Origin of the sequence: Cryobacterium roopkundense, from assembly GCF_014200405.1 — a bacterium.
Taxonomy (GTDB): Bacteria; Actinomycetota; Actinomycetes; order Actinomycetales; family Microbacteriaceae; genus Cryobacterium; species Cryobacterium roopkundense.
In genome coordinates, this window is record NZ_JACHBQ010000001.1 from 3,421,293 (window position 1) to 3,447,777 (window position 26,485).

26 protein-coding genes are annotated in these 26,485 nt (G+C 65.8%); 11 read left to right on the top strand and 15 right to left on the bottom strand.

Annotated elements, in window-relative coordinates; all coding sequences use genetic code 11:
- Positions 1-201 precede the first annotated feature (201 nt).
- Both BJ997_RS15950 and BJ997_RS15955 read left to right on the top strand, forming a co-directional pair.
- Positions 202-873 (top strand): DUF3105 domain-containing protein, encoded by a 672-nt coding sequence (locus BJ997_RS15950; RefSeq protein ID WP_035835371.1) that lies wholly within the window; start codon positions 202-204, stop codon positions 871-873.
- Positions 874-878: 5 nt separating this feature from the next.
- Positions 879-1,553 (top strand): DUF305 domain-containing protein, encoded by a 675-nt coding sequence (locus BJ997_RS15955; protein ID WP_035835417.1) that lies wholly within the window; start codon positions 879-881, stop codon positions 1,551-1,553.
- A 183-nt stretch (positions 1,554-1,736) separates the two neighbouring features.
- On the opposite strand, the gene BJ997_RS15960 is transcribed toward BJ997_RS15955, so the two are convergent.
- The 4 genes from BJ997_RS15960 to BJ997_RS15975 form a co-directional block, all read right to left on the bottom strand.
- Complete coding sequence (locus BJ997_RS15960; RefSeq protein WP_201771690.1) at positions 1,737-3,635, bottom strand: ABC transporter ATP-binding protein; 1,899 nt, start codon at positions 3,633-3,635, stop codon at positions 1,737-1,739.
- 85 nt (positions 3,636-3,720) lie between these two features.
- Positions 3,721-4,689, bottom strand: a complete 969-nt coding sequence (locus BJ997_RS15965; RefSeq protein ID WP_035835373.1) for a carbohydrate ABC transporter permease — start codon at positions 4,687-4,689, stop codon at positions 3,721-3,723.
- A complete protein-coding gene (locus BJ997_RS15970; RefSeq protein ID WP_183323604.1) occupies positions 4,686-5,819 on the bottom strand; it encodes a carbohydrate ABC transporter permease in 1,134 nt (377 codons plus the stop codon). Before BJ997_RS15970 ends, BJ997_RS15965 begins: the two co-directional genes overlap by 4 nt.
- 155 nt (positions 5,820-5,974) lie before the next feature.
- Positions 5,975-7,294, bottom strand: a complete 1,320-nt coding sequence (locus BJ997_RS15975) for an ABC transporter substrate-binding protein (protein ID WP_035835374.1) — start codon at positions 7,292-7,294, stop codon at positions 5,975-5,977.
- Between the two features lie 297 nt (positions 7,295-7,591).
- Here BJ997_RS15975 and BJ997_RS15980 point away from each other — a divergent pair, with 297 nt between their 5' ends.
- Positions 7,592-8,614, top strand: a complete 1,023-nt coding sequence (locus BJ997_RS15980; protein WP_035835375.1) for a LacI family DNA-binding transcriptional regulator — start codon at positions 7,592-7,594, stop codon at positions 8,612-8,614.
- Between the two features lie 134 nt (positions 8,615-8,748).
- On the opposite strand, the gene rplL is transcribed toward BJ997_RS15980, so the two are convergent.
- Entirely contained in the window at positions 8,749-9,132 is a 384-nt protein-coding gene (rplL, locus tag BJ997_RS15985; RefSeq protein WP_035835376.1) for a 50S ribosomal protein L7/L12, read from the bottom strand.
- Between the two features lie 69 nt (positions 9,133-9,201).
- Positions 9,202-9,717, bottom strand: a complete 516-nt coding sequence (gene rplJ / locus BJ997_RS15990; RefSeq protein WP_035835377.1) for a 50S ribosomal protein L10 — start codon at positions 9,715-9,717, stop codon at positions 9,202-9,204.
- A 383-nt stretch (positions 9,718-10,100) separates the two neighbouring features.
- Here rplJ and BJ997_RS15995 point away from each other — a divergent pair, with 383 nt between their 5' ends.
- Together BJ997_RS15995 and BJ997_RS16000 are read left to right on the top strand one after the other, a co-directional pair.
- Positions 10,101-11,798, top strand: coding sequence for an MFS transporter (locus BJ997_RS15995; protein ID WP_035835378.1), 1,698 nt, complete (start codon positions 10,101-10,103; stop codon positions 11,796-11,798).
- Positions 11,795-12,247, top strand: coding sequence for a MarR family winged helix-turn-helix transcriptional regulator (locus BJ997_RS16000; RefSeq protein ID WP_052541956.1), 453 nt, complete (start codon positions 11,795-11,797; stop codon positions 12,245-12,247). Before BJ997_RS15995 ends, BJ997_RS16000 begins: the two co-directional genes overlap by 4 nt.
- A gap of 12 nt (positions 12,248-12,259) precedes the next feature.
- On the opposite strand, the gene BJ997_RS16005 is transcribed toward BJ997_RS16000, so the two are convergent.
- Both BJ997_RS16005 and BJ997_RS16010 read right to left on the bottom strand, forming a co-directional pair.
- Positions 12,260-13,765, bottom strand: a complete 1,506-nt coding sequence (locus BJ997_RS16005; protein ID WP_035835379.1) for a sensor histidine kinase — start codon at positions 13,763-13,765, stop codon at positions 12,260-12,262.
- Positions 13,762-14,511, bottom strand: a complete 750-nt coding sequence (locus tag BJ997_RS16010; RefSeq protein WP_035835380.1) for a response regulator transcription factor — start codon at positions 14,509-14,511, stop codon at positions 13,762-13,764. The genes BJ997_RS16005 and BJ997_RS16010 overlap by 4 nt, the downstream gene beginning before the upstream one ends.
- 180 nt (positions 14,512-14,691) lie before the next feature.
- On the opposite strand from BJ997_RS16010, the gene BJ997_RS16015 reads away from it, so the two are divergent.
- Together BJ997_RS16015 and BJ997_RS16020 are read left to right on the top strand one after the other, a co-directional pair.
- A complete protein-coding gene (locus BJ997_RS16015) occupies positions 14,692-16,173 on the top strand; it encodes an ABC transporter permease (RefSeq protein WP_035835381.1) in 1,482 nt (493 codons plus the stop codon).
- 24 nt (positions 16,174-16,197) lie between these two features.
- Positions 16,198-16,869: an ABC transporter ATP-binding protein gene (locus BJ997_RS16020; RefSeq protein ID WP_035835382.1), complete on the top strand. Its 672-nt coding sequence runs from the start codon at positions 16,198-16,200 to the stop codon at positions 16,867-16,869.
- Between the two features lie 130 nt (positions 16,870-16,999).
- Here the strand turns inward: BJ997_RS16020 and BJ997_RS16025 are convergent, their stop codons facing one another.
- Positions 17,000-17,800, bottom strand: coding sequence for a hypothetical protein (locus BJ997_RS16025; protein WP_035835383.1), 801 nt, complete (start codon positions 17,798-17,800; stop codon positions 17,000-17,002).
- 126 nt (positions 17,801-17,926) lie between these two features.
- On the opposite strand from BJ997_RS16025, the gene BJ997_RS16030 reads away from it, so the two are divergent.
- The 3 genes from BJ997_RS16030 to BJ997_RS16040 all read left to right on the top strand — a co-directional run bounded on the left by BJ997_RS16030 (position 17,927) and on the right by BJ997_RS16040 (position 19,996).
- Positions 17,927-18,163 (top strand): hypothetical protein, encoded by a 237-nt coding sequence (locus tag BJ997_RS16030; protein ID WP_152602072.1) that lies wholly within the window; start codon positions 17,927-17,929, stop codon positions 18,161-18,163.
- Between the two features lie 164 nt (positions 18,164-18,327).
- Positions 18,328-18,984 carry a YqaJ viral recombinase family protein gene (locus BJ997_RS16035; RefSeq protein ID WP_420827187.1) on the top strand — a complete coding sequence of 219 codons (657 nt, stop codon included), beginning with the start codon at positions 18,328-18,330 and terminating at the stop codon, positions 18,982-18,984.
- A 37-nt stretch (positions 18,985-19,021) separates the two neighbouring features.
- A complete protein-coding gene (locus BJ997_RS16040) occupies positions 19,022-19,996 on the top strand; it encodes an NADP-dependent oxidoreductase (protein ID WP_236628809.1) in 975 nt (324 codons plus the stop codon).
- A gap of 15 nt (positions 19,997-20,011) precedes the next feature.
- Here BJ997_RS16040 and BJ997_RS16045 read toward each other — a convergent pair whose 3' ends face one another.
- The 6 genes from BJ997_RS16045 to BJ997_RS16070 form a co-directional block, all read right to left on the bottom strand.
- Positions 20,012-20,617 carry a signal peptidase I gene (locus BJ997_RS16045; RefSeq protein WP_052541957.1) on the bottom strand — a complete coding sequence of 202 codons (606 nt, stop codon included), beginning with the start codon at positions 20,615-20,617 and terminating at the stop codon, positions 20,012-20,014.
- Positions 20,614-21,285 carry a hypothetical protein gene (locus tag BJ997_RS16050; protein WP_035835384.1) on the bottom strand — a complete coding sequence of 224 codons (672 nt, stop codon included), beginning with the start codon at positions 21,283-21,285 and terminating at the stop codon, positions 20,614-20,616. Before BJ997_RS16050 ends, BJ997_RS16045 begins: the two co-directional genes overlap by 4 nt.
- A gap of 402 nt (positions 21,286-21,687) precedes the next feature.
- Positions 21,688-22,419, bottom strand: a complete 732-nt coding sequence (locus BJ997_RS16055) for a hypothetical protein (protein ID WP_035835385.1) — start codon at positions 22,417-22,419, stop codon at positions 21,688-21,690.
- Positions 22,416-23,417, bottom strand: coding sequence for a fibronectin type III domain-containing protein (locus BJ997_RS16060; protein WP_035835386.1), 1,002 nt, complete (start codon positions 23,415-23,417; stop codon positions 22,416-22,418). Before BJ997_RS16060 ends, BJ997_RS16055 begins: the two co-directional genes overlap by 4 nt.
- Complete coding sequence (locus BJ997_RS16065; protein WP_152602073.1) at positions 23,414-24,001, bottom strand: hypothetical protein; 588 nt, start codon at positions 23,999-24,001, stop codon at positions 23,414-23,416. Before BJ997_RS16065 ends, BJ997_RS16060 begins: the two co-directional genes overlap by 4 nt.
- Before the next feature lie 42 nt (positions 24,002-24,043).
- Positions 24,044-24,682, bottom strand: a complete 639-nt coding sequence (locus BJ997_RS16070) for an alternate-type signal peptide domain-containing protein (protein WP_035835387.1) — start codon at positions 24,680-24,682, stop codon at positions 24,044-24,046.
- A 384-nt stretch (positions 24,683-25,066) separates the two neighbouring features.
- Here BJ997_RS16070 and BJ997_RS16075 point away from each other — a divergent pair, with 384 nt between their 5' ends.
- A complete protein-coding gene (locus BJ997_RS16075; RefSeq protein WP_035835388.1) occupies positions 25,067-26,476 on the top strand; it encodes a cryptochrome/photolyase family protein in 1,410 nt (469 codons plus the stop codon).
- Positions 26,477-26,485 lie beyond the last annotated feature (9 nt).

A 26,485-nucleotide genomic window follows, 5' to 3' on the forward strand; every position in this document is an offset into this window, starting at 1 on the left:
CGACAGGCATCCGTTCTGCTCATTTCGGTGCGGGCGGTCACGACGGTTCAGAGGGTCGGCTGGAGACAGCAGCAACACGAACACGAGGTGAGCACAGGCACACCTCCACCCTACCGGCCCGACTTGGGGCATACACAGACGATCACCGGGTCACACTGATACGTTCGAACAGATACTGCTCCACTATGAGAGGCCACCTCGATGCCCCAGCCCGGCTCGCCCGTGAACAAAGCCACCGTGAAGGAGCAGCGCGCTCAACAGCGCGCCAAGAAGCTCGAGGTCTACCACCGCCAGCAGAAGCGCTCCCTGCGCAACCGCCGCATCGGCATCACGTCCGCCATCGTGGGCGCCGTGGCCGTGATCGGCCTCGTCGTGACGATGGTCGTGCTGACGCCGCAGGCCCCCAACTACGCCGGCGGCGGCGACGGGGCCGAGATTGACGGCGTGCTCACCTATGAGAATGGCAATGGTCACGTGGAGACCACCGTCGACTATGAGCAGACGCCTCCCGTGGGCGGCGAGCACAACCCCGCCTGGCTGAACTGCGGCATCTACGAAGAGCCGGTTCCCAGCGAAAATGCCGTGCACTCCCTCGAGCACGGTGCCATCTGGGTCACCTACGACGCGTCGATGAGCGCCGACGAGCTCGACGCGCTGAAGGCGCTCATGCCCTCGAACTACGTTGTACTCTCCCCGTTCGATGGACTGCCCTCCCCCATCGTGCTGAGCGGCTGGAACGTTCAGCTGCAGGTCGAAACCGCCGAGGACCCCCGCATCGCCTCGTTCTTCGAGCAGTACTGGAAGAGCGGCACGGCACCCGAGCTCGGCGCGTCGTGCTCCGGCGCCATCGACGCGCCCGGCAAGGTCTCCTGACCAGCATGACCGAGCGAGCGGATGCTGCGGGTGCCGTCGCATCCGCTCCCCGGAAGCACCGGCGTGTGGCGTTGCTGGTCGCGATACTGGTGACCGCGCTGGTCGTGGGTATTTCGGCGTTCTCCGTGGGACGCTTGAGTACGCTCGGCGACCCGAAGCCGCTGTCCACGAGCGCCGAGGCCGGTTTCGCCCGGGACATGCAGGTGCACCACGACCAGGGCGTTCAGCTCGGAGTGCTCATTCGCGACCGCTCGATCGATGAGGACGTACGGCTGCTCGCGTACGACATCGTGACCACGCAGGGCCAGCAGTCGGGCCAGATGTTCGGCTGGTTGAGTGTGTGGGGCCTGAGCCAGGCCTCGCCCGAACCGTCGATGACCTGGATGACCCGGCCCGGGCGCACCGCGGAGCCGCATTCCGAAGGACACGAACCCGGCCAGCGGATGCCTGGGCTCGCCACGGATGCCGAGGTCGCGTCGCTCACCGCGGCATCCGGTGAGGAAGCCGACCGCATCTTCCTCACGCTCATGATCGCGCACCACCAGGGCGCGATCGACATGGCCGACTCTGTGCTGGACCGCACGAACAATTCAACGGTTCGCACGTTCGCGACCGCGGTCGTGGCGAGTCAGCAATCTGAGATCGACCTGATGACCGACATGCTCGCCGCCCGCAGCTAACGCATTCTCCCCGCGTCCCGTTGCTCATTCAGGAAATCCTGTCGGTGTGCAGGTCTCGGTCGCGCTGCCCGGGGCCTGATACGACGCCGGGACACGCTTTTCCTGAATTCGCCACCGGAGGAGAGCGGATGCCGTGACGCGCGAATCGAGACTCTGGACGGGCGAACGTGACAGCGGATGCCGTCAGTCCACGGGCAGGACCTGCGGTGACGCCGTGATCTGCCGCGCGTAGAGGCTCGCGTAGACGCCGCCGCGGGCGAGCAGCTCTGCGTGCGTGCCGTGCTCCACGATATGGCCGCCGTCCACGACGAAGATCACGTCGGCGTTCACCACGGTGGACAGCCGGTGGGCAATCGCGATCGTGGTGCGGCCGTGGCTCGCCGTGTCGAGAGCCTGCTGCACGACCTGCTCCGAGAGGGAGTCGAGGGCGCTCGTCGCCTCGTCGAGGATGAGCACTGGGGGATCTTTGAGCAGCACGCGGGCGATGGCGATGCGCTGCTTTTCGCCCCCGGAGAGCCGATAACCACGCTCCCCCACGACAGTGTCGTACCTCGCGGGGAAGGAGGCGATCGTGGCATGGATATTCGCGGCCCTGGCTGCGGACTCGAGCTCGGCATCCGTTGCCTCTGGCTTGGCGTAGCGCAGGTTTTCGGCGATCGTGGCGTGAAAGAGGTAGGTCTCCTGGCTCACGATGCCGATGGAGGAGACGAGCGATTCCTGAACCAGGTCGCGCACGTCCTTGCCGGAGAATCGCACGCTGCCGCCCGTGGCCTCATAGAAACGCGGGATGAGGTAGGACACCGTGGTCTTGCCGGCGCCCGACGGTCCGACGAAGGCCGCGAACTGGCCCGGCTCGATGCGAAACGACACGTCGTCGAGCGTGGGAGGGGAACCGGCGGCGGCATCCGGGTACGCAAAGGTCACCCGGTCGAACTGCACGCTTCCGGCGGCAGCGTCACCGACGGGCACCGTGAGCGCGTCGGGCTTGTCGGCGATGGCGGGCACGAAGTCGAGGTACTCGAAGATGCGCGCGAACAGCGCGCTCGAGGTCTGCAGATCGAGAACGACCCGCAGCAGGCCCATCAGCGGGAAAAGTAGCCGAGCCTGCACGGTGGTGAAGGCCACGATGGTGCCGGGGGTGATGTCCGCGGTGCCGTTGCCCATCAGGTACCCGGCCACGAGGTAGACGATGGCGGGAATGCTCGAGAGGAAGATACTGACCATCACGAAGAACCACTGACCACTCATGGTCTGGCTCACCTGCAGGCGAATCTGGGTGCCGTTCTCCTTCTCGTAGCGCGCGATCTCATTGGGCTGCTGTGTGAAGCTCTTGGAGAGCAGGATGCCCGAGACGCTGAGCGACTCCTGCGTGATCGCCGTCATGTCGGAGAGCGATTCCTGTGTTTTCGCGGCGATGCGGGCACGCACCTGCCCGACCCGGCGCTGGGCGATCACGAGCACCGGCATGAGCACGAGCGCCACGATCGTGAGCTGCCAGTTCAGCAGGAGCATGGCCACGAAGGCTGCCAAAACAGTGACGGTGTTTCCCAGGACGCTTGACACCGTGTTCGTGAGCACGCTGGCGACGCCGCCCACATCGTTCTGCAGTCGCGACTGGATGACGCCGGTCTTGGTCTTGGTGAAGAAGTTCAGCTCCATCGACTGCAGGTGTGTGAAGAGCCGCACGCGCAGAGCGCCCATCACCTTGTTGCCCACCGTGGACGTGAGCCACGTCTGCCAGACGCCGAGCAGCGCCGAGGTCACATAGATCGCCATCATCAGGCCCACGAGAGCGGCAAGCACAGGGAGGCTGGGGGTGCCGCCGGGTGGAAAGAGCCCCTCGTCGAAGGCACGCTGGGTAAGCAGCGGGGGAATCACCGAGAGCGCAGCCGCCACGAGCACCAGAACGACGGTGGCGCTCAGCGCGAGCCGGTGCGGCGCAAACAGCGCAACAATCCGCGGGAAGAGGTCGGGCACCCGGGGTGCCTCCGCGTTTCGGGCGCGTTGGCCTGCAACGTCGCCGCGCATCACCCTCGCACGTTGACCCTGTGGAGTCGGACCGCCTCCGCCCGAACCGTGCATTGAACTCATGAACTCACTCTAGGCTCCGCCACGGACGCCCTCACACGCCCGGGCGGAGCACCGATACAACGGATGCGAAGTCGCACTACCCCTTGGTGGCGCCGGCCAGCAGGCCGCGCACGAAGTACCGCTGCAGGGCGAGGAAAACGATCACCGGAACGAGGATGGAGAGGAAGGCCGCCGCCGTAAGCAGATACCAATCCTGACCGCGCGTGCCGGACAGATCCGCCAGCAGCTTGGTCATCGGCGCGACCGCCCCGTCAGCAAAAATCAGCGCCACGAGGAGGTCGTTCCAGACCCAGATGAACTGGAAAATGGCAATCGAGGCGATGGCCGGCATGTTGAGCGGCAACACGATTCGGAAGAAGATCTGAGCGTGGCCCGCGCCGTCGACGCGTGCGGCCTCAATGACATCTGCCGGAATTTCCGAGACGAAGTTGTGGAGCAGATAGATGGAAAGCGGCAGCGCGAACATCGAGTGGGCGATCCACACCTGCGCGTACCCGCCTGACTCAAGGGGTGCGACCGAGGGAAATCCGAAGAACTCACCCTGGGAAAAGAAGAGCAGGAGCGGCACGAGAGCCATTTGGATCGGCACGATCTGAAGCGCGAAGACGCCGATGAATAATATGTCCTTGCCTCGGAAGTCTATCCAGGCGAATGCATAGGCCGCCATGCTCGCGATCATCAATGGGATCAGCGTCGCGGGAAGAGTGATCGCGATCGAATTAATGAACGAACCCGCCAGATCGAGCTGGCTGTTTCCGGCGGCGAGGGCCGTGGCGTAGTTGTCGAGTGTGAAGCCAGGGTTCTGAAAGATGGTCCACCACCCGGTGGTGCGCACCTCCTGAGCGGGACGGAATGAGGAGATGAACAGGCCCAAGGTGGGAATTGTCCAGACCACCGCTATGACAAGCGCAGCAATGGTTGCGCCCCGGCTTGTGAGTCGTCGTTTGGCGCTCTTGGCTACCGATTCCTCGGCGCGACGTTCTCCCCGGCGCAGTTGCCGTTTCGTGGCTTCGTCGAGGGGGATTTCTGCGGGTGTGACCGTCATCGGATTTCCCTCTGCTTCTTGATCTGGCGGGCGTTATACACAACGATCGGCACGACGAGCACGAACAGGATCACTGCGAATGCGGCCGAACGCCCCAGCTCGAAGTTCTTGAACTGGGTGTACATCTCATTGGCGACGACGCTGGTTTCGTTTGCGCCACCCGTCATGGTTCGAACGATGTCGAAGACTTTCAGCGAGACGATGGAGATCGTCGTGAGTACGACGATCAGCGCGCTGCGGATGCCGGGAACCGTGACGTTGACGAACCGCTGCCACGCGTTGGTCCCGTCGAGTTCCGCTGCTTCCAGCTGTTCCACGGGCACGCCCTTGATGGCGGCGGAGAGCACCACCATGGCAAATCCGGTTTGCGCCCAGATCAACACGATGATGAGGAAGAGCGTGTTCCACGGCGACTCGGCTATGAAGTCGATCGGCTGACCACCGAGGGCCACGACGATGCCGTTCAGCAGACCGATCTGTTCCTGGTCGGCCGGGCGGGCCGTGTAAACGAAGCGCCAGATAATGGAGGCGCCCACGAATGAGATGGCCACCGGCAGGAATACCAGGGTTTTGAAGTACTTCTCGCCCCGGCTCTTGTCGATGAACACGGCGTAGGCGAGTCCGGCGATGGTGGAGACGGTGGGCACGATGAGCACCCAAATGATCGTGTTGATGATGATGCGCACGTTCTCCGGCTGGCCGAACACCCAGATGAAATTTTCAAAGCCCACGAATCGATCACCACGGGCGTTCATGAACGCCTGCACGGTGGTCGAGATCGTGGGCACGATCAGGCCGATGCTCAGCAGGAGCACGGCCGGCGCGAGAAAGCCCACGAGTTGGAAGAGGTATCCCGCGCCCTTGCGTGAGCGATAGTCGAGGAGAAAGAAGAGACCTCCGAGCACCCCAGCACCGGCGATGGCCCACCAGTAGGACCCCCCGACCGCCAGGATCAGGACCGGGGCCGCCACGCAGACCGCCAGCCGGATAGCCGTGTAGATCCGCCCTGGGCGCGGCGCGATCTCCACAAAGAAGAGCACAAGCGCCACCACCGCGGCAAAGGCCCCGATGACGATGGGCACCTGCACCAGGGGTGGCAGTTGCGACAGCCACGCAAAGAATTCGGACATCTGAAACCTTTCGAGTACAACGACGGACTCTTGGTTATCGCCCGCTGCCCGGGAACGCGGAGCGGTTCAACGTCGGTGGTTCGTACGCACACGATACACCGGCAAGAGCGTGGGCCGCCCGCTTCGGGGCGGGCGGCCCACGGTGGGCTAGCTGGCTATTCCGAGGGCCAGCCTGACTCGATGCTGGTCAGGACCTCGTCGGTCGGCGTGCCATTGATCCAGGACACGATTCCCTTCCAGAAGGTTCCGGCGCCCACAGTTCCCGGCATCAGGTCAGAACCGTCGAAACGGAACGTCGTGTCCGGGTCCTGCAAGATCTTGATCGATTCCTGAAGGATGGGGCTGGTCGCATTCTCCGGGTCAAGTCCGGTGTTTGCGCTCAGGACTCCACCGAGGGCGACCCGGCTGTTGGCCCACTCCGGGCTCGAGAGGTACGCCTGCACCTTCTGGGTGTCGGCGTCATCGGAGAACGCTCCAACGAATTCGCCACCACCGGTGACCGCCTGGCCGCCCTCTTCGACGGGAGGAGTGATGAAGGCCCATACGTCAGCGTCGGGGCCGACTTCGCCGCCGGCATCCGTGATGAAGCCGTCCAGGAACGAAGCCTGGTGATGCAGGGCGCAAGTTCCGTCGGCGATCGGAGTGGCAACGTCACCGAACGGGATGCTGTTGATCGACTTCACGTCACCGAAGGTGGCGTTGACATAGGCCGGGTTCAGGAGAATCTCGCCGACGGAGTCGAACGCCTCCTTGATCTGAGGATCGGTGAAGGGTATCTCGTTGGTGACCCACTGGTCGTAAACGTCGGGACCGGCCTGTCGAAGAACGAGGTCTTCGACCCAGTCCGTTCCCGGCCAGCCGGTGGCGTCACCCGAGGAGAAGCCCGCGCACCACGGTGCCGTTCCGGTCTTCTCCTGAATGGTTTTCGTGACAGCGAGGAGCTCGTCCCAGGTCTTGGGGACCTCGACGCCCCACTCCGTGAACTTGGCCGGCGAGTACCAGATAAATCCCTTTACGCTGGCCATCAGGGGAGCCCCATAGAACGTGTCGTTGACCGTGCCGTAGGCCTTCCAGTCGGCGGACCAGTACTCGTCGACATTGTCTTCGACAGCCTGCGGGGCCGGCTTGAGGAAGTCGCGGCTGGCCAGGTCGGCGAACAGGCCCGGCTGCGGGATGATCGCCAGATCGGGGGCGTTTCCGCCCTGGGCGCGAATGGCGATCTGGGCCTCGAACTCCTTTGAGGACTCCAGCTTGATCTCGATCCCGTTCTCGGCTGACCAGTCGGCCCAGGACTGTTCGAGCAGCTCGGCTTCGGTGCCGGAAATGCCGGTGTAGACACTCACCGATCCGTCGCCCTCAGCGCCGGCTTCGGCGTCAGCGCCACCGGGGCCGCCGGAGCAGCCGGCGAGAGTAATGCCAGCGATCGCCGCGATGGCGATCGGAGTGATGATACGACGGTGCAGGGAAGACCGCATCTTTTATCTCCTCATTGAGTATTCGTGATCTGCAGTGACCGGCAGTAGTGACCTGCCATCAAGCGGTGGTACTGGGATGGAACTCGGGAACCGGTTCCACACCATAAAGTACGGCACCCTTCCCGGGTATGCAAGCCCGTTATGTTACAGAATGGCAACCATGACGGTGCGCGGGCAGCTGGCGATGATTTCTTGCGCCGACGCACATCCGTTGCATGCCGTGTCAAATGGAACCGGTTCCAGAAACTGAATTAAGTCGCTATCCTGTGCATGACGGATCCAAGGACGGAGGCTGGTGTGAGCACGATAGCGGATGTTGCCCGCCTCGCCAGTGTTGCAAAGGCCACCGCCAGCAGGGCACTGAGCGGCCGGGGGTATGTCTCTGAGGAGACACGAACCCGCGTTGTCGCGGCGGCACGTACCATCGGCTACGTTGTCTCCCCTAATGCGGCCAGCCTGGTGACCGGACGCACCAAGAACATCGGCGTGATCATCCCGTACATCAGCCGCTGGTTTTTCGCGGAGGTGCTGGAGAGCGTCGAACAGGCACTGCTCGAGCAGGGGTACGACATGACGCTTTACAACCTGCCGGCGCCCTCGCCGGAACGCGTTCGGGTATTCGAGTATTTTCTCGCGCGCAAACGCTTCGACGGCGTGATTTCCGTGGGCGTCGAGCTGAGCGACGAAGAGGTCGACCACCTGCACCACATGCGGCGTCCACTCGTGGGCATCGGCGGTCCGATTCGCGGCGTGCACAGCATCGCCATCAACGACGTGGCGGCCGCCAGGCTCGCCACGGAGCACCTGCTCAGTCTGGGCCACACGGACATTCTCCACGTGGGCGGCAGCCAGGAGGAACAGATGGATTTCGACGTGCACAGTAAGCGCCTTGCCGGCTTCAACGCCGCCATGCTCGCCGCGGGGCACCCCCTCGCCGGCACCTTCTACGCCTGCGAACTCACAGTTCCCGGCGGCTACGAGATGGGGCGCAGCGTGCTCGGGGACCCCCGTCGCCGCCCCACCGCCATCTTCGCCGCGAGCGACGAGATCGCCATCGGGCTGATCGTGGCGGCGCGCGAACTCGGCATTCTCGTGCCGTCGGAGCTCTCGGTCATCGGAATCGACGGGCACCCCTATGCCGAAATGTTCCGCCTCACCACCCTGGAACAGCACCCGCGAAACCAGGGACGACTCGCAGTCACGTCGCTTCTCGCTGACCTCGAGTCCCCGACTCCCGCACCCAGCGCGGAATCGACCGTGCTCCCCACCAACCTCGTGATGCGCTCCAGCACGAGCGCCCCACGCCCACCGCTCCCCTGATCCCCGGCGGATGCCGCGGCGAAGGCCGCGGAAACGACGAACGGGCGCCATCTCCGGTGGAAATGACGCCCGTTCTAGCTTGTCGAAAGACAGGCCGTAATTCTCGTGAAGCACGGCCCCGTGAGGGGCGCCGACTACTTGAGGGTTACGGTTGCTCCTGCAGCTTCGAGGTCTGCCTTTGCCTTCTCGGCTGCATCCTTGGCAACGCCCTCGAGGACGGCCTTCGGCGCGCCATCGACAACGGCCTTGGCCTCGCCGAGGCCCAGGCTGGTGAGCTCGCGCACAACCTTGATGACCTGGATCTTCTTGTCGCCGACAGCGTCGAGGATGACGTCGAAAGCGGTCTGCTCTTCGACCTCTTCGACGGCTGCTGCGGGGCCGGCTGCGCCAGCTGCTGCAACGGGAGCTGCTGCGGTGACCTCGAAGGTCTCCTCGAACGCCTTGACGAACTCGGAGAGCTCGATGAGGGTGAGGCCCTTGAACTGCTCAAGCAGGTCTTCAGTGGAAAGCTTTGCCATGATGTACTCCTTCTATTTCTTTAAAAAGTGTTGACTTGAAAATTGTCAACCGCAACTAGAGGCAGATGCCTAGTTCGCGGACTCCTGCTTCTCACGCAGCGCGTCGATGGTGCGAACAGCCTTCGACAGCGGTGCCTGGAAGAGATAAGCGGCTCCGAACAGCGATGCCTTGAAGGCGCCGGCCAGCTTGGCCAGCAGCACCTCGCGGGACTCGAGGTCGGCAAGCTTGCCAACCTCGGCTGCGGTGAGCGGGCTACCGTCAAAGTAGCCGCCCTTAACCACCAGGAGAGGGTTTGCCTTGGTAAAGGCACGCAGGGTCTTCGCGACGGCGACAGGGTCTCCGTGTACGAAGGCGATAGCAGACGGTCCGACAAGTTCCTCGTCAAACGAGGTGATGCCGGCGTTGTTGGCCGCAATCTTGGTGAGCGTGTTCTTTACCACGGCGTACGTGGCGTCCTCACTGATGGACTTACGCAGGCTCTTGAGCTGCGCAACAGTGAGACCGCGGTACTCGGTGAGCAGAACGGCGGTCGAGCTTTCGAATTTCTCCGTAAGCTCGGCGACCGTTGCTTCCTTGTTCGCCATGGTGCTCCTCTTAGTATTCATGTGCCGGGTAGCCCCCGGTGCAGACATGAAAAAAGCTCCAGCGCAGGGCGCCGGAGCTGGGTCACAATCCATAAGACTGAAAACTGAACTTCGAACACCTGCGCGGGCCGTTCACGTGAATGAACCTTCGATCACCCCGAGCATTTCTGCGCAGAGCAACAACCGGCGGTCTGTGGCTACGAATCAGTCTATGTCACCGGAGCCCTCGAGCGCAAACCGGCAGCATCCGCTCGAACTAGTTGATAACTGTCCACTACGTGTATATAGTTGATTTTTATCAATTACATCTTGGGAGATTCATGTCACGCGCGTCACGCCGCACCCCAGCGAAACCTCGCCGGCCTATCTCGGCCGACGGCACCATGACCCACAGGCAGGTGCTCGAAGCGCTCTCCGGCCTTCTGCTCGGCATGTTCGTGTCGATCCTCGCCGGCACCGTCGTGAGCACCTCGCTGCCCGTGATCATCGCCGACCTCGACGGCAGCCAGTCCTCTTATACGTGGGTGATCACCGCCACCCTGCTCGCCACCACGGTCTCGACTCCCATCTGGGGCAAGTTCGCCGACCTGTTCAACCGCAAACTGCTCATCCAGCTCTCTCTCGTGATCTTCGTGCTCGGTTCGGCCCTCGCCGGCTTCTCCCAGGACACCGGCACCCTTATCGGCTTCCGGGTACTGCAGGGCCTCGGCGCCGGCGGGCTCGCCGCACTCAGCCAGATCATCATGGCCGACATCATCAGCCCGAGGGACAGAGGCAAATACGCCGGGCTGTTCGGGGCCGTCATGGCCCTCGGCACGGTGGGCGGCCCACTGATCGGCGGGGTCATAACGGATGCCTTCGGCTGGCGCTGGAACTTCTTCATCGCCCTGCCCGTGGCCATCGTCGCAATCGCGCTATTGCAGCGCACGCTGCACCTGCCCGAGAGGGTGAAGCGGGTCGTGCGTATCGACTACCTCGGCGCCGTGCTCATCGCCGGCGGGGTCTCCCTCCTGATGATCTGGGTGACACTCGCGGGATCCGACTTTGAGTGGGCATCCGTCACCTCGTTCGTGATGGTGGGCGGCGCCGTGCTGCTGCTGATCGCGGCCGTGATCGTGGAGGCCACGGTGAAGGAACCGATCATTCCCCTCACCATGTTCAGAAACCGCACGTTCAGCATCGCCACCGTGGCGAGCGTGTCGGTGGGCGTCTCACTGTTCGGCACGTCGCTCTTTCTCAGCCAGTACATGCAGCTCGCCCGCGGGGCCACGCCCACCGAGTCCGGCCTGCTGACCATCCCCATGATGGGCGGCTTCCTGGTGTCCTCGACCGCCTTCGGCATGCTGATCACCCGCACCGGCAAGTGGAAGGCCATCATGATCATCGGCAGCGTGCTCGTGATCGCCGGCCAGCTGCTGCTCGGCACCCTTACGTCGACCACCAACCTCGTGCTCGTGGGTGTGTTCATGTTCGTGCTCGGCGCCGGCCTCGGCTCCCTCATGCAAAACCTCGTGCTGGTGGTGCAGAACGCCATCGACGTGAAGAATCTCGGCGTGGCCACGAGCGGCATCACCTTCTTCCGCAGCCTCGGCGGCACGGTGGGAGTGTCTGTGCTTGGCTCTGTGCTCGGCACTGTCGTGGCCGATAGCATCCGTCGCGGAATCGGCACGCTCGAACCCGCCCAGCAGGCCGTTGCGAGCGCCACGCTCGGGTCGGGCACCATCCCGAGCATCGCCGAACTGCCGGGAGCCATCCGAGTGATCGTCGAGGCGGCCTACGGCTCCGGCGCCGGCACCGTGTTCCTGCTCGGTGCCCCGCTCGCCGTGATCACCCTCGTGATGGTGTGCCTCCTTCCCAACATTCCACTCGGCGGCAAGACCGCGATCGCGCGCGCGCACGCCGAGGGCGAGCAGCGCGCAGCGGATGCCCGCGCCCGGGCCCAGCGCGAGCTCGCCGACATGGAGGACAGCCTCATCGACGCGAGCTCGGCATCCGCTGGGCTCTCACCCGTGGGACTGAACAATCCGACCGGGTCGATTCGCGTGGTCGACCCCTCCGAACGCCCTAGCCTGAAGGGGTGACCGTGCCTGCAGATGAGACCCCTGATACGTCGATCATGATCGCAGAAGTCATCGAGGAGATGAACGTGCTCGCCGGAAGCATTCGCGCGAGCCAGCGCGAGGCAGCGGCTCGCATCGATCCCACGTTGCAGGCCTTCGGGCTGCGCATACTGCGGCTTCTGGCCCGCAGCGGCCCGACCCATGCCGGAGCCGTCGCGAACCTGCTCGCAGTGGACAAGAGCGTCATCAGCCGGCACACCAAGCCGCTCTGCGAATTGGGGCTCGTGGAGACACAGCCCGACCCGAGCGACGGTCGGGCGCATTACCTGGCCATCACCCCGCTCGCCATTGCCAAACTCGAAGAACTCCGTGCGGGCGACACCGCGATCGTGCACCGGCGCCTCTCCAGCTGGTCTGTGTCTGACCTGCACGAGCTCGCCCGCCTACTCGCCCAGCTCAACACCCCGTAGCCGGTAACGAAGTCAGGCGAGGGGAAGGGACACTCGGAACTCGGTGCGGCCGGGAACGCTTGACGCTGTGACCTCGCCATGCAGGGCAGCAACGACCGCGTGCACGATCGCGAGGCCGAGACCGGTGCTGCCCGTTCCCCCGCCGGCGGAATCGCGATAGCGCGAAGTGTCGCCCCGGGCAAAGCGCTCGAACAGCCTGGCTTGCAGATCCACCGGAATGCCGGGTCCGTCGTCGCGCACCGTCACGATCGCGCGGTCATTCTCCGCGGCGAGCGCCACCGTCACGGTCGTGCCGGCCGGAGTGTGCACTCGGGCGTTGGCGAGCAGGTTGGCGAGCACCTGGTGCAGGCGGGCCGGGTCGCCGATGGCCTCGATCGGCTCTTCGGGCAGGTCAAGATCCCACACGTGGTCCCGGCCGGCAGCGTGCGCGTCGCTCACGGCGTCGATCAGCAGGGGGGTGAGATCAACCGGCTCAAGCTCGAGTTCCCGGCCTTCGTCGAGACGTGCCAGCAGCAGCAGGTCTTCCACGAGGCCGGTCATGCGAATGGATTCCGACTCGATCCGGCCGAGAGCGTGAATCGTGTCGGCCGGCAGCTCCTGGCCGCTGCGCCGGGTGAGCTCGGAATACCCGCGAATCGAGGCGAGGGGGGTGCGTAGTTCGTGGCTGGCGTCCGACACGAACTGGCGCACCTTACGCTCGCTCGCCTGCCGGGTTTCGAGGGCCACATCCACGTGGTCAAGCATGCGGTTGAGTGCGAGACCCACCCGGCCCACCTCGGTACGGGCATCGGTGTCTGCCTCGGGCACCCGGTCCACAAGCGACACCTCACCGCGGTCGAGAGGAAGGGCAGACACTCGGGACGCGGTTTCGGTGACCCTCTGCAACGGCCGCAGGGCAATGCGCACGATCCAGGCGGCGAGCCCGGCCACGAGCAAGATGCCGGCGAGTGACACGAACGCGATGATGGCGGCGAGCTGGGTGGCCGTGGCATCCACGCCGGACAGCGGCAGCCCCACGAGATAGAGCGTACCGGTGGGGCTGGTTTCAGCCACGACGCGGTATTGCCCCAGAGTTCCTTCGAGGTCGACGGTCACCGGCGTCGACTGCTTGATCTTGTCGGCGAGCAGCTGCACCTGGTGTGCTTCGAGCGTGCGGATGGCGCCGCTCTCGTTATCGGTGTACCCCGTGGTGATCGTGGAACCGTCGAAGACCAGGGCGAGCAGGCCGGGGGGCTGCGCCGGGCCGCCGAGGATAGCATCCGCTGTCGGGGCGCCGAAGAACCCACCGCGGCTATCGTTGTCGCCGTCACCGCCGATAACAACCCCGGAGCGGCCGGCAGCGGATGTCAGCTGCGCGTCGAGCCGGTCAACGAGCGAGCTGCGCAAAATGGCCACGCTCACCGCACCGATCGCGATGCTGACGAGGGCGAGCAACCCCACGACGGTGAGCACGAGGCGCCGACGCAGGGTCCACGGCGCGCGACGGCCGAGCTTCGGGGCGGCCGCCGGAACGCTCATTCCGCGATCTTCAGCATGTAGCCGGCGCCACGCACGGTGTGGATCATGGGGTCGCGGCCAGCATCGATCTTCTTGCGGAGGTAGGAGATGTAGATCTCAACCACAGATGATTTTCCGCCGAAATCGTAGCTCCATACCCGGTCGAGAATCTGGGCCTTGCTCAACACCCGGCGGGGATTGCGCATAAGAAAGCGCAGCAGCTCAAATTCGGTGGCCGTGAGGTCAATGGAATCGCTGCCGCGGAACACCTCGTAGCTGTCTTCGTCGAGCATGAGGTCGCCGACCGTGATGCGGGGATCGCTCGACTCCGCCACGGCGAGCGTGGAGCGGCGGATCAGGCCGCGCAGGCGCGCAACCACCTCTTCGAGGCTGAACGGCTTGGTGACGTAATCGTCGCCGCCGGCAGTGAGGCCCGCGATGCGGTCGTCGAGGGAATCTTTCGCGGTGAGGAAGAGCACAGGGGTCTCATAGCCATCGGCGCGCACCCGCTGCAGCACCTGCAGGCCGTCGATATCGGGCAACATGATGTCGAGCACGATGGCATCCGGGCGAAATTCCCGTGCGATCGTGAGCGCCTGCCTGCCCTCGCCCGCGGTGCGCACCTCCCAGCCTTCGTAGCGCAGCGCCATGGACAGCAGATCGGTGAGGGTGGGCTCGTCGTCTACGACGAGCACGCGGATGGCGCTGCCGTCAGCCTTGCGAAGGCGCGGGCCGTGCGTGGCGGGGCTGCTCGTGCGTGTGCTCATGTTCCCTAGTATCACCAGTTTTCTATGAATCAGCCGTGCGTGACCCATTCGGAACCTGTGAGCGTAGCCGAGGCCGGTTTTCATAAGGTTCTCCTATCTGCGCCATGTCTCCCCCAGAGGAGTGCTTCATAGGTTCATTCCCGGCGGCCTCGATCGGCGGTGCCCCGGAACTGGAGACACATGTTCATCACTTACCTGCGGCGGGAGCTTGCCGGACGTCGCAAACAGACCGCAATTGTGGCCAGCGGCATGGCCCTGGCGATCGCCCTGGTCATCATCGTGAACTCGGTCTCGAGCGGAGTTCAGGTTGCTCAGGCATCCGTTCTGCACACTGTCTACGGCGTGGGCACCGACATCACCGTGAGCCAGGAAGCGGCGGCACCAGTAGACGGCGAGGCACCGACCGGCGGGCCCCAACGCTTCGATTTCGGCCAAGACGATGGAACGACGACCGACGGCACCACCTCGGTGAGCCAGTCCAGGCTCGAGGCCGAACGAGGCACCGTCACCTTCGACGCAGCGGCGCTCGAGACCGTCAGCGAAGTCGACAACGTGTCGGCCGCGGCCGCCACCCTGTCGCTGAGCAACACCAGTTTTGACGGTGCGCTCCCTGACATGGCTTCGACCGGCACTGCCGGCACGGCTCCCGGGGCTGGCGTCGCTCCCCCGTCCGGCGGGCCCGATGGCGCAGGTGGAAGCGCTTTCAGCGTCGACTCCTTCTCCGTGCTCGGCCTCGACCCGGCCGATGACGCGGTCGGTCCGCTTTCGGCCGTCAGCCTCACCGACGGTCGATCGATGGCCACGACGGATGCCGGCACCACCGTGGCCGTGCTCGATTCCGGATACGCCACCACCGCCGACCTGGCCGTGGGCGGAACCGTCTCGATAGCCAGCACGGACTTCGAGATCGTCGGACTCGTCACAGCCGCGACCGCGGATGCCGCCACCGCCGCACACGTGTATATCCCGCTCGACGTGGCGCAGAGCCTCTCCGGCCTCACCGGGCAGCTCTCCGACATCTACGTGCAGGCCGCGTCGTCGACCGACATCGCGCAGGTGCAGGCCGACGTGGAGGCGGCCTTGCCCGACGCCACAGTGAAGACGCAGGCCGACCTGGCCTCGAGCGTGTCCGGATCGCTCTCGAGCGCCGGCGACCTCGTGAAGGACCTCGGCCTCTGGCTCTCCCTGCTCGTGCTCGGTGCCGCTTTCCTGATCGCCATCCTCTTCACGATCTCGGGCGTCACCCGCCGCACCCGCGAATTCGGCACCCTTAAGGCGATCGGCTGGTCGAACGGCAGGATCGTGCGCCAGGTGGCCGGCGAATCGCTCGTGCAGGGTCTGATCGGCGGGGCCGCGGGCATCGCGATCGGCCTGCTCGGCATCCTTGTGATCAACCTCGTCGCCCCCACCCTCACTGCCGGCGCTGTCGTGACGGAGGCCGCAGGCCCCGGAGGCGGTTTCGGCGGCCCGGGCGGCGGAGGGTTCGGCCAAGCCGCAACGGCCGCAGCAACGAGCGACATCGCCCTCACCGCCCCTGTCACGGCCTCGGTCATCCTGATCGCCGTCGGCCTCTCGGTACTCGGCGGCCTGCTCGCCGGCGTCATCGGCGGATGGCGCGCCTCGCGTCTGCGCCCCGCCGAAGCACTCCGCAGCATCGCCTGATCCCACCGCACTCAAGGAGAAACCATGTATGAACTGACGAACGTGACCAAGAAGTACGACCAGGGAAAGCGCAGCGTCACCGCGCTCAACGACGTCACCCTCGCCATCCCCGACGGCCAGATGGTGGCGATCCAGGGCCCGACCGGCGGGGGCAAGTCCACCCTGCTGCAGATGCTCGGCGCCCTCGACCGCCCCACCCGTGGCACGGTGACACTCGGCAGCTCCAATCTCTCTCGCCTCGGTGACGGGCCACTCGGCACGATCCGCGCGACAGAAATCGGGTTCGTGTTCCAGGGCTTCAATCTGATTCCCACGCTCACCGCCCAAGAGAATGTGGAGACCGCGCTCGCCCCGCTCGGGCTTCCGTCCGCGCAGCGCAAGGAGCGCGCGGTCGCGGCACTGGCCTCGGTTGGTCTCGGCGAACGCCTCACACACCTGCCGGCCGAACTTTCCGGTGGGCAGCAGCAGCGCGTGGCGATCGCCCGAGCGATCGTGAAGGAACCGGCCGTGCTGCTCGCCGACGAGCCCACCGGAAACCTGGATGAGGATACCCGGGATGAGATCATGGATCTGCTCGAAGGTCTGTGGCGCGACCGCGGGTTGACGCTTATCGTGGTGACGCACGACACTGCCGTCGCCAACCGCGCCCAGCGTCGGCTGCACATCGCGAAGGGAATCCTCAGCGAGGTCGCGTAGCCCCTCGGGCCCGAACGCATGGTGAGCCGCGCTCGGACCCGAGGAACGGCCTGCGAAGTCTCGATCGCTCCTTCGTCGCGCCTCGACCAGCGAGATTCGTCGCGCCTCGACCAGCGAAGTGTTCCGTACGTTACAACGCGGCGAGGGTCGCGAGCAGCTCCGGCGGCAACACGAGTGCCTCGAAATCGGGCGTGTACAGGCGGCCGCAGCCGTCAAGTTCCACGCTGATCGGTGCGTCGATGCGTGTGTTGTAGCGCTCGGGCCAGACCACGGCGAAGCGGGTAACCTCGACCTCGCAGGGCGGCGCGAGCGCCGAGACAGCGGATGCCGCGGCTCCGACCCGCGTGATGACATCCGGAGTAAGCACCGCTGCACCGGAAAAGTCGAAGGACTGCGTGCTGATCAGTCCCTCGAGCTCCGGGAGTTCAACCGAATCGACGTCGTCACTCGGCGGAGCTTCAGTGTAGAGGCAGACATCTGCCGCGTCTGCTCCCGCCCAGGACGGCGCCGGAGCCGGGCGCACCGGTTGCACAGCACTCGGCCCCGACGTGGACCCAGATTGGGCTGGCATAGTCTGCACCGCCATGTTCTTCTGCATGAGCGCGCGTTCGGCGGGCGGGCCTGCTGTCATGGTGCAGCCCCCGTCAAGGGCAGCCCGCGATTCCACGAGTCGCACCGGCAAGGTGGTCGTTTCTGTGAGGTCGAGGCGCGTGAGCGCGACGGCGACGGCCGGCTTGGTCTTGAGGCAGGCGTCTCGGGGCCAGGCCACCCGAACGGCCTCGCCGGCGGCGTTCTGCAGCCAGAGCTCCGGCACGATCTGGGCGTCGGCGGTGCACGCCTGGGTGAAACCGAACCTGTCGTCCGGCGCAGCGAGGGCGTGTACGAGGGGCCGAAGTCGCCCTCGAGCTGGTCTACCTTCACGGCCGACCACCGGCCCTCGTGATCTTCGAACGAGGCCATAAAGCTGCACAGATAGGCTTTCGTGGGAACGAAACCATGCGGCACACGGCCGGGGGCTGGCGCGTCGGGGTGACTCGGGGCATCCGTTGGCCGGGCCGTGTCTGGCAGCACCCACCCGCCGAGGTTGGGCGCCTGGCAGTCCACTCCGTCGACTATCGTCGCCACCGGCGCCTCACTCTCGGGCGCGAACCCCGGCACACCCGCGCAGCCGCTCGTGCCGACGATGAGCGCCACGACGACCGCGACACCGGCAGAAAACGTACCACTGCGCTCCATGACAGACCCCCGGCTGTTGTTCAGCCGACGCTACCCCACACATGTCACATCGACATAACGACATAACGATGGTGTCATCTCCCGCACAGCGGTCGCTTTTCACGGGTTGTCCCCAGATTTACCTCGCGCTGGTCGTAGACGCGCCGGGGACGGCGTCTCGTGGAGCCGAGTAGCCGCGTGGTGCGCGGGGCCCCGGCGCCGCGAGAGTGACATAGTTAAGTGGTGACTGATTCCGTGTTCTCCCTCTTTGAGCTGGAGCAACCCGTCACCCTCGTCGCTGCCCCGCTGGCCCACACCCGGCGCATCGTCGCCAATTCCGATGACCGCGTTGGGTGGTTGCGCGCCCGAGCGCGGGGAATCACGGCAACGGATGTCGCCAAGCTCGCCACTCCCAAGTCCGTGCAGAACGCGGCGTTCGAGAAGCTGAACGGTAGTAGTTTCAGCGGCAACACCTATACAGACCACGGCCGGGCACGTGAACCCGAGATCGCTACCTGGGTACTCGACAACTACGGCATCGAGCCGAGCAACAACCTCTTTCACGCGGCAGACCAGCCTCGCCACCTCGCGACCCCCGATGGCGTGGGCCGCTGCGAGAACGGGGTTCTCGAACTCGCTGAGATCAAGACCACGAGCAAGCCTTGGCGCAGCATCCCGCGTTCCTACCTCCGCCAGGTGTGGTGGCAGCAGTACGTGCTGGGTGCCGACCGCACTCTGCTCGTGTGGGAGCAGCATGTCGACTTCGTTCCGGTGAATCCCGTGCCGGAGTTTCGTTGGATCGAGCGTGACGAAGACCAGATCGCCATTCTGATCGGCTTCGCGAACGACCTGATCGGCATTCTCGAGCGCGACTACCTCGACCGGCACCCCGCTCCCTGACTCCTCGGGCAACGCGCCGGCGCGGCAGACTGTAGTCATGACCGACCTGCCGAAGTACATGCGCGCCCTCGTGATCGACCGACCCGGCGCCGCCGACGAGCTTCACCTCGCCGACGTGCCGCTGCCCGTCCCCGTGCTCGACGAGTTGCTGGTGCGCGTTGTCGCCGCGGGCGTCAACCCGATAGATGCAAAGACTCGCGCCGGCGGCGGCGTCTCGGCCGCCATCACGGGGTATCCGGTTATTCTCGGCAACGATTTCAGCGGCGTCGTTGTGCGCGCGCCCTACGCGGCCTTCCCCCTGCAACCCGGCGACGCGGTCTATGGCATGGCCCGGGTCCCGCGCACGGGCGGCACCTACGCCGAGTATGTGGCGGTTTCGGCCCTGAGCGTGGCCCGCAAACCGGCCCGTCTCAGCCACACGGAGGCCGCGGCCTTGCCCGTGGCTGCCCTCACCGCCTGGGGCATGGTCGTGGATATGGCCGAGGCCGCCCCAGGCCAGCGGATGCTCATTCACGCCGGCAGCGGCGGCGTCGGCCACCTCGCGGTTCAGTTCGCCGCATCGTTGGGGGTTCATGTGACGGCAACCGGATCCACGGGCAGTCTCGAATTTCTGCGTGAACTCGGAGCCGCCGAGGTGATCGACTACTCGACCACCCGCTTCGAAGACGTGGTGCACGACCTCGACGCCGTAATCGACCTGATCGGCAATGTGCACGACGCTACCGGGTCCAGGTCGATGGGCGTGCTGCGTGCCGGCGGAATTCTCGTGAATGCCCCCACCGGGAGCTGGCCCACCATGCAGGCGGATGCCGCGGCAGCCGGCATCCGCTCAACGGGCTACAAGGTTTCGGCCGACGCCCGCGCCCTCGACCGCATCAGCGCGCTGATGGATTCCGGGGCAGTGCGCGTGCACATCGACACCGTGTTCGACCTGACGGACGGGGCAGCCGCACACCGGGCCGTCGAGGGCGGGCATACCCGCGGCAAGGTGGTCCTGCGCGTCAGCGACTAGGCGTGGCCGCCCGTGTCACGGCTGCGCGCCGCGGCGTTTCTTCACCGCGGCGAGCGCGCCGGAGGCGACCATGTATCCGGCGTAGGAGAAAAGCAGCACGGCACCGACCGGAATGATCCACGCCCGGTTCTCACCGTTCACCGCGCTGTTCACAAAACCGATGAAGGGTACGGAGTACCAGAGGCGGCCCTGGATCTGTTCAGCCAGCACCTCTTCAAGGTCGGGCTCGCTGTTGTTGTCGCCCTGGAGCACGAAGGTTAGATCCCCCGCCGAGGATGAGTTGATCGCCATGATGCGGTGCGTGATGACGCCAGGCTTGCCGGACTGCATTTGATAGGTGATCACGTCTCCGAGGCGGAGGTCGCTCGGATCGACGGGCCGCACGATGATCAGCGTACCTGGGGGGAAGCCCGGCTCCATCGAGCTCGTCAGCACCGTCAGCGGAATCGATCCGGTGGCTTTGGGCACCACGATCAGCATCACGGCGAGCGCGATCACGAGCAGCAGCACCGCGGCGCTGAGCACGAGGCCGAGGTAATGCCACAGACTCTTCTCGGCCGCCACAGCAGGTGCAGGCGTCACCGCCGTCGGTTCCGACCCCCCGGCATCTGCCTCTGTCATCGTGCCTCCCCCGATCGCTGACGTCGTGCCGCGACCAACCTACCGCCGATGCCGAGCAAGAGGCCGGCCACGGCGAACAGGGCCATCGGCGCGCCCACCCCCGTAGTGGCGAGTGTACTCACACTCCCCGTGGTCGAGGAGATGAGCAGGCCCTCGTCGGTGCACGCCACCTTGCGAAAGCTCCCCGCGTCGGCGTCGCGCATGGAGACCATGAGTCCGAGGTCGGCACTTTCGCTCTGACCGGTGGTCCCCGGCATGTCGTCCAGGGTAAAGGCCACGCTCAGGGTGACGATGGCCCCAGGCGCCACGATCTGCGCGGGCAGCAAAATTTCGCACTCCTGCACGGAACGCAACGTGGACGCCCGGCTACCCGCGACTCCCCGCCCGGAAGTCGAGACCGTGACTGCGTCGGCGAAGACATCCGACGAAAAGGCAACTCCTCGAGCGCTCACCCGCAGCTGTGCGGGTGTGTTGCTCGGATTCTTGATCCACAGGCTCGAGCGCACGGTTCCACCGGGCACGAGCAGCCCGACGTCATCGAAAATCCCGCCGTGCAGTGCCGTGTCGAAATGCTCGTCATCCGAGCTCACGAGCACATCCACCGGCGCGGCCCCGGCGGGCATCGCGCCACCGATGACAACGGATGCCGCGGCGGCGACCGCGAGCACAGCGCCGCCCCGCCCCGCCGCGCGAGAGCTTCGGGCATCGTTACCGCACCTTCGTCAGGAAGAAGAGCCTTTCGGGGCACAGGCGTGCCGAAGCTGACCGCGAACGGTCATGATTTTTTCTGCGCTGCGAGATCAGCGTGAACGGCGCATGCGCGCTTGGCTCTCCTGCTGACGTCTTTCCCGACACCTGCCGAAAAAAAATGCGCTGGAATCGTTCCGCCTTCGGGCGGTTCCGGCTCCAGCGCCATCGCCTGTTAGAACTATATGGACGACAGACAGAACTGTCTATCCGCACATTGTCCCCAATTAAAGGGTAGAAATTGCGTCTAGCTATGGACTTATGGCCCTAGTAGAGGGGAAAACCTCCCGTATGCTGTGTCATTCCCGTTGTGGGCACGTGAATCAGTTGGAGGGTCGCCGGCCGCGAATCCGTCCCACCAGTGCCAGCGCGGCCGCACCCGTCGCCACGAGAAATCCTCCCGCGAGGAGCAGCCGTCCCACACCGGCCGTCCCCGTTGCGGCCAAACGCTCGAATTCCCCGGCTGTCGATGCGAGCAGGGTCCCCGTGTCCGAGCACGCCGAGGGAGCAAACGGCCCGGCCTCGGCGTCGCGCATGGCCACGAGAAGGTTCAGGCTCGCAGTGTCGCCCTGGCCGACTGTTCCCGTGAGGTCGTGCAGCTCGAAGGTGACGCTGACCTTCGCCACCGCGCCGGCGGCAATCGGGCGTGAGGGCACCAGCACGTCACACTCCGCCACGGAGCCCAGGGCACGAGTGCCGTTCTCCGCGTCGGGCGCGCTGCCGACTGTCGAGTGTGAGGCAGACAGCTGAAGCGCCCGAGCAAACGCGTCGGAGGAGTGCGCCACGTCTCGGGCGCTCATCCGCAGCTGGGCCGCCGAGTCCGTGGCATTCTTTATCCACACACTGGCCGTAACCGACCCGCCCGGTATCAGCGGACCGAGGCTGTCGAAGAGCCCGGCATCCAGACTCGGCGCAAACGTCACTCCGTCGGCACTTACCAGAATGTCGGCCGAACCCGCGGCGGCGGCGGGAGATCCTCCGCAGGCAACGGATGCCGCCAACACTGTGCCCACAATCGCTGCGCCGACCCCCCTGCGGGCACCCAACGCGGTCATGCTGACGGCTCCGGGGCATCCGGTGTGACGGCAGTGTCGGCGTCCACCGGAGGGTCCGACTCGACCGCAGGCTCGGGGGCGAGCGTCAACTGCTCGGCACCGCCGGTCTTCGGGCAGGTGTTCCCGTGTGGCGCGTCGCAGGAGGCTTGGGGCTTTTTCGCGGTTGTCACCGTGACACGCTCAGAGTCGCCGGAGGTATTTCCGACGGCGTCGCGCGCTTTCACCAGGTAGACATACGTGGTGTTCGGCGCGAGCCCGGTTAGCGTCCGGGGGCTCGTCACATCCGCATGCACGAGCACTGCTCGTCCCGCGGGGTCAGTCTGGTAGAGGTCATAGGTGACGGCACCGGAATTGTCGGTGGACGCCGCCCAGGTGAGCGTGGTCGCCGTACTCGTGGTGCCGGTCGCCGCCGGCGCGCCCGGTCTGCTCGGCGGCGTCCAATCGGTCGTGGCCTGCACGATAGTGGCCGGCACGGTGGTCGCGGCCCAGCGGCCGTTTGTGAGGGACGAGGCGAGCGTGAGCGACACCTGCACCGAGCCGATGGTGTTCGCGGCGCCCGCCGCCGGCGCCGTGCGCACGCAGTACACGATGGAGCGGCCCGCGCCGAGCGTGCCCGTGAGTGCCGGGACGTTCGCCCAGGTACTGCGTGCGGCCTCGGCCGGCACGGCGTCACAGGTCGACGCGGCGCGCGGCCACACTCGCACCTGAGTTTCCGCGGCCAGATTCGTCGGCGACGACGCACTCCCGAGTCCAAGCGTGTAAGCGGCAGCGAGTGTTCCGGAGTTCTGCACGGTGATCGCCGTCGAAACGGCCTGGCTGCCGGTGGAGTACACCGCCCCGAGGGTATCGAAGCCCGTCTGGCTCACGGCGACGCTGCCTGCCGAAACGGATGCCGAGGCCTCTACCCTGTCGCTCCAATACGCGTGTCCCGCGGAGGTTCCGGCCAGAGCGAGGAAAACCGTGAGCCCTGCCGCGGTGGCCACCTTGCCCCGGATCATCGCGGCACCTGGTGTGCGTCGAGGATGAGCGCGAAGGCTGTCGTTCCGCCTTGAACACTCGCCGGGGCATCCGCTGCCAGGAAAATCTCGAGGCAGTAGGCAGCGCTGGCACCCGTTTGCAACGGCAGCGGCGTGGTGGTGAATCCCACCAGGGGGGCAGCGGATGCGCCTGCCGAGCCGGCCACGCACGCCTCGGCGGGAGCGAACCGCAGCCGCAGGAAGTCGGCCAGGCCGTGAGACTGAGAATCGACGGTCGCGGACGATACGAAGACGGTCACTGGAGTGGTCCCCGTGTTGGCGAGGGTGACCGGCGCCACCGTCGATTCGCCCGGTGCAAGCAGACTCAGGTCGGTCGCCACTGTCGAATGTGTGCCGCCGTTCACGGTGACGCTCGTCGAGCCCGACGTAATGGTCGAACCTCTGATCGCCGCCGCGCTGTTGAGGAGCGCGTAGGTGGTGCCGGTTCCCACCAGCGCCAGCACGATCACGAAGATGACAGTGCTGGCGCTGAGCAGGTTTCTCTTGATGGTGCCGCCCCGCATTTTCCCCGCAGGGAGAGTCGGGTGCACAGTGGGAGTTGTCACGCGACTCTCCTTTCAGGTGTGGGGCGTGATGGTGCGAACGGTCTAGCTGAGCGGGAGCAGAACCTGGTTGAGCGTGACACCGAAGTTGTTCAGGCTGACGGCGCCGTTCTTGGCCGCGTTCTCGGCACCCAGGTCGCCGCTCGGGAAGTCGATGGTGACCGTGACGAGGTACGTGTTGTCGCCGTCGTCGGGCGTGATGGTCAACGTCTCCGGGCCGGACGAGTCGCCCGGCGTTCCTTCGTCATCGCCACCGGGGCCACCACCGCCAGGTCCGCCGCCGTGGCCGCCGTGACGCGATCCATCGGGGTAGACCACGGTGAGTGTGGTCGACTCCTCAAGAAAGGTCTTGAGCGCCGCACCCTGGGAGCCTGCCGCGGCCACGATCATCCGATCGTCCACGCTCAGCTCGGCCGACAAATTGTCGCCGACAGCTTCAACCTGAATGGCCGTGGTGTACGTGAGCGTGTCGCCGGGAACGATGCGGTAGTCACCGATGCTGCTGATGGAACCGAACTGGTCCGACCAGGCGCCGTCGCCCGTGTCCACCGTGAGGGTGCCAGCCGTGATGGTGCCGCCGGCAATGGCCGCCGTGTCGTTCCACAGGGCAAACGTGCCTGCGCCGCCGATGAGCAGGGCAACGCCGGCGGCGCCGGCAATTGAGCCCTTGAGGAGCTTGTTCATGTGAGTGTTCCTTTCGCGGCATTTTCGGATGCCGTGTTGTTGCCCGCCTAAGTGCGGCCTATCGTGCGGTGAATGGGCGCTGCGAAGCAGCTCTGGCCAGCGAAAAACGTGCGGACCGTCAAGGCGTGTGTTCCAGCCGAACGAGGTCGAAATGACGCGCACAACCCGCGGCTGCCTTCTGGCATATCCGGGTGGTGCACCTTCCCCATCACCCACCGTATGACGGACAGACAGAATCGTCTATCCGCATGAAACCCCCAGCACTGGCGTAGAAATTCAGGTCTAGTTCTGTAGTTCTACGGGCAGACGCCGGCGTCCATCACCCACACGCGGGGTGCGGTCAGGGGCATGCGTCAGAATGGAAGCCAGACCACGAGGAGATGCATGTTGGAAGCAGACCGCGCCACCGGTACCGGGCCATCAGTCGTGTGGTTCCGCGACGATTTGCGGCTTGCCGATCATCCGGCCCTGCACGAGGCGCTCGTGCGCGGCGCCCCAATCGTGGCCGTGTTCGTGCTCGATGAGGAGTCGCCGGGAGTGCGGCCCCTCGGCGGCGCCTCCCGCTGGTGGCTCCACAACAGCCTGCGCGCCCTCACTTCCTCCCTCGCCGACCTCGGCGTGCCGCTCGTGTTGCGCCGCGGACCGGCCGAGGCGATCATCACCGAGGTCGCCGCGGCCACCGCAGCATCCGCCGTCTATTGGAATCGCCGCTACGGCGGGGCGGAACGCGATCTAGACACCCGAATCAAGGCGGAGCTGCGCAACACCGGCGTCGCGGCCCACAGCTTTGCGGGCTCACTCCTGTTCGAGCCGTGGACCATACAGACCGGCCAGGGAAAGCCGTACTCCGTGTTCACGCCCTTCTGGCGCGCCTGCCTCGCGGCCCCGCTTCCGCGCGACCCGTACCCGGCTCCGACCGGCTTGGATGCCTGGCCGGGCGACCTCCCCTCCGACGACCTCCAGGCCTGGACCCTCGAACCGACACGGCCCGATTGGGCCGAGGGCCTGCGCGCCACCTGGCGGCCGGGCGAGGCATCCGCTCACACCCGTCTCGCCGAGTTTCTGCAAGACCGACTCCCGCGATACGCCGACGACCGTGATCTACCCGCCGAAGACGCCACCTCGGGGCTTTCCCCTCACCTGCGCTGGGGTGAAATCAGCCCGTACCAGGTGTGGCACGCCACCCGCAGAGCGAGCGAGAGCCTCACCGGATCAGCCGCGAAGGGAGCCGTGCGCTTTCTCACCGAGCTGGGCTGGCGAGAGTTCAGCTATCACGTGCTCTTCCACGCGCCCAATCTCGCCAGCCACAACTGGAAGCCCGATTTCGATGCCTTCCCGTGGCAGCCCCTCGACGAACAAGCGCTCCACGCCTGGCAGCAGGGCCGCACCGGGTTCGCGCTCGTCGACGCCGGCATGCGCGAGCTGTGGCGCACGGGCACGATGCACAACCGCGTGCGCATGGTCACCGCCTCGTTCCTCACCAAGAACCTGCTCATCGACTGGCGCGAAGGGGAACGCTGGTTCTGGGACACCCTCGTCGACGCCGACCCGGCCAGCAACCCGGCGAGCTGGCAGTGGGTCGCCGGCTCCGGGGCGGATGCCGCACCCTACTTTCGTATCTTCAACCCCGAGCTGCAGTTCGCCAAGTTCGACCCGCACCAGTCGTACGTGCGCGCCAACGTGCCGGAGTGGGGAACGGATGCCTACCCCACGCCCATCGTGGACCTCGGCGAGACGAGGCGCGCGGCCCTGGCAGCCTACGAGACCGTCAAGGCCGCGAAAGCCTCGGCCTAGACACGCGGG

Excerpts from the sequence above, each read along its gene's own strand:
- BJ997_RS15950 (WP_035835371.1), top strand. The coding sequence starts at position 202 with ATGCCCCAGCCCGGCTCGCCCGTGAACAAAGCCACCGTGAAGGAGCAG.
- BJ997_RS15955 (WP_035835417.1), top strand. The coding sequence starts at position 879 with ATGACCGAGCGAGCGGATGCTGCGGGTGCCGTCGCATCCGCTCCCCGG.
- BJ997_RS15960 (WP_201771690.1), bottom strand. The coding sequence starts at position 3,635 with ATGCACGGTTCGGGCGGAGGCGGTCCGACTCCACAGGGTCAACGTGCG.
- BJ997_RS15965 (WP_035835373.1), bottom strand. The coding sequence starts at position 4,689 with ATGACGGTCACACCCGCAGAAATCCCCCTCGACGAAGCCACGAAACGG.
- BJ997_RS15970 (WP_183323604.1), bottom strand. The coding sequence starts at position 5,819 with ATGTCCGAATTCTTTGCGTGGCTGTCGCAACTGCCACCCCTGGTGCAG.
- BJ997_RS15975 (WP_035835374.1), bottom strand. The coding sequence starts at position 7,294 with ATGCGGTCTTCCCTGCACCGTCGTATCATCACTCCGATCGCCATCGCG.
- rplL (WP_035835376.1), bottom strand. The coding sequence starts at position 9,132 with ATGGCAAAGCTTTCCACTGAAGACCTGCTTGAGCAGTTCAAGGGCCTC.
- rplJ (WP_035835377.1), bottom strand. The coding sequence starts at position 9,717 with ATGGCGAACAAGGAAGCAACGGTCGCCGAGCTTACGGAGAAATTCGAA.
- BJ997_RS15995 (WP_035835378.1), top strand. The coding sequence starts at position 10,101 with ATGACCCACAGGCAGGTGCTCGAAGCGCTCTCCGGCCTTCTGCTCGGC.
- BJ997_RS16005 (WP_035835379.1), bottom strand. The coding sequence starts at position 13,765 with ATGAGCGTTCCGGCGGCCGCCCCGAAGCTCGGCCGTCGCGCGCCGTGG.
- BJ997_RS16010 (WP_035835380.1), bottom strand. The coding sequence starts at position 14,511 with ATGAGCACACGCACGAGCAGCCCCGCCACGCACGGCCCGCGCCTTCGC.
- BJ997_RS16015 (WP_035835381.1), top strand. The coding sequence starts at position 14,692 with ATGTTCATCACTTACCTGCGGCGGGAGCTTGCCGGACGTCGCAAACAG.
- BJ997_RS16020 (WP_035835382.1), top strand. The coding sequence starts at position 16,198 with ATGTATGAACTGACGAACGTGACCAAGAAGTACGACCAGGGAAAGCGC.
- BJ997_RS16040 (WP_236628809.1), top strand. The coding sequence starts at position 19,022 with ATGACCGACCTGCCGAAGTACATGCGCGCCCTCGTGATCGACCGACCC.
- BJ997_RS16045 (WP_052541957.1), bottom strand. The coding sequence starts at position 20,617 with ATGACAGAGGCAGATGCCGGGGGGTCGGAACCGACGGCGGTGACGCCT.
- BJ997_RS16055 (WP_035835385.1), bottom strand. The coding sequence starts at position 22,419 with ATGACCGCGTTGGGTGCCCGCAGGGGGGTCGGCGCAGCGATTGTGGGC.
- BJ997_RS16060 (WP_035835386.1), bottom strand. The coding sequence starts at position 23,417 with ATGATCCGGGGCAAGGTGGCCACCGCGGCAGGGCTCACGGTTTTCCTC.
- BJ997_RS16070 (WP_035835387.1), bottom strand. The coding sequence starts at position 24,682 with ATGAACAAGCTCCTCAAGGGCTCAATTGCCGGCGCCGCCGGCGTTGCC.
- BJ997_RS16075 (WP_035835388.1), top strand. The coding sequence starts at position 25,067 with ATGTTGGAAGCAGACCGCGCCACCGGTACCGGGCCATCAGTCGTGTGG.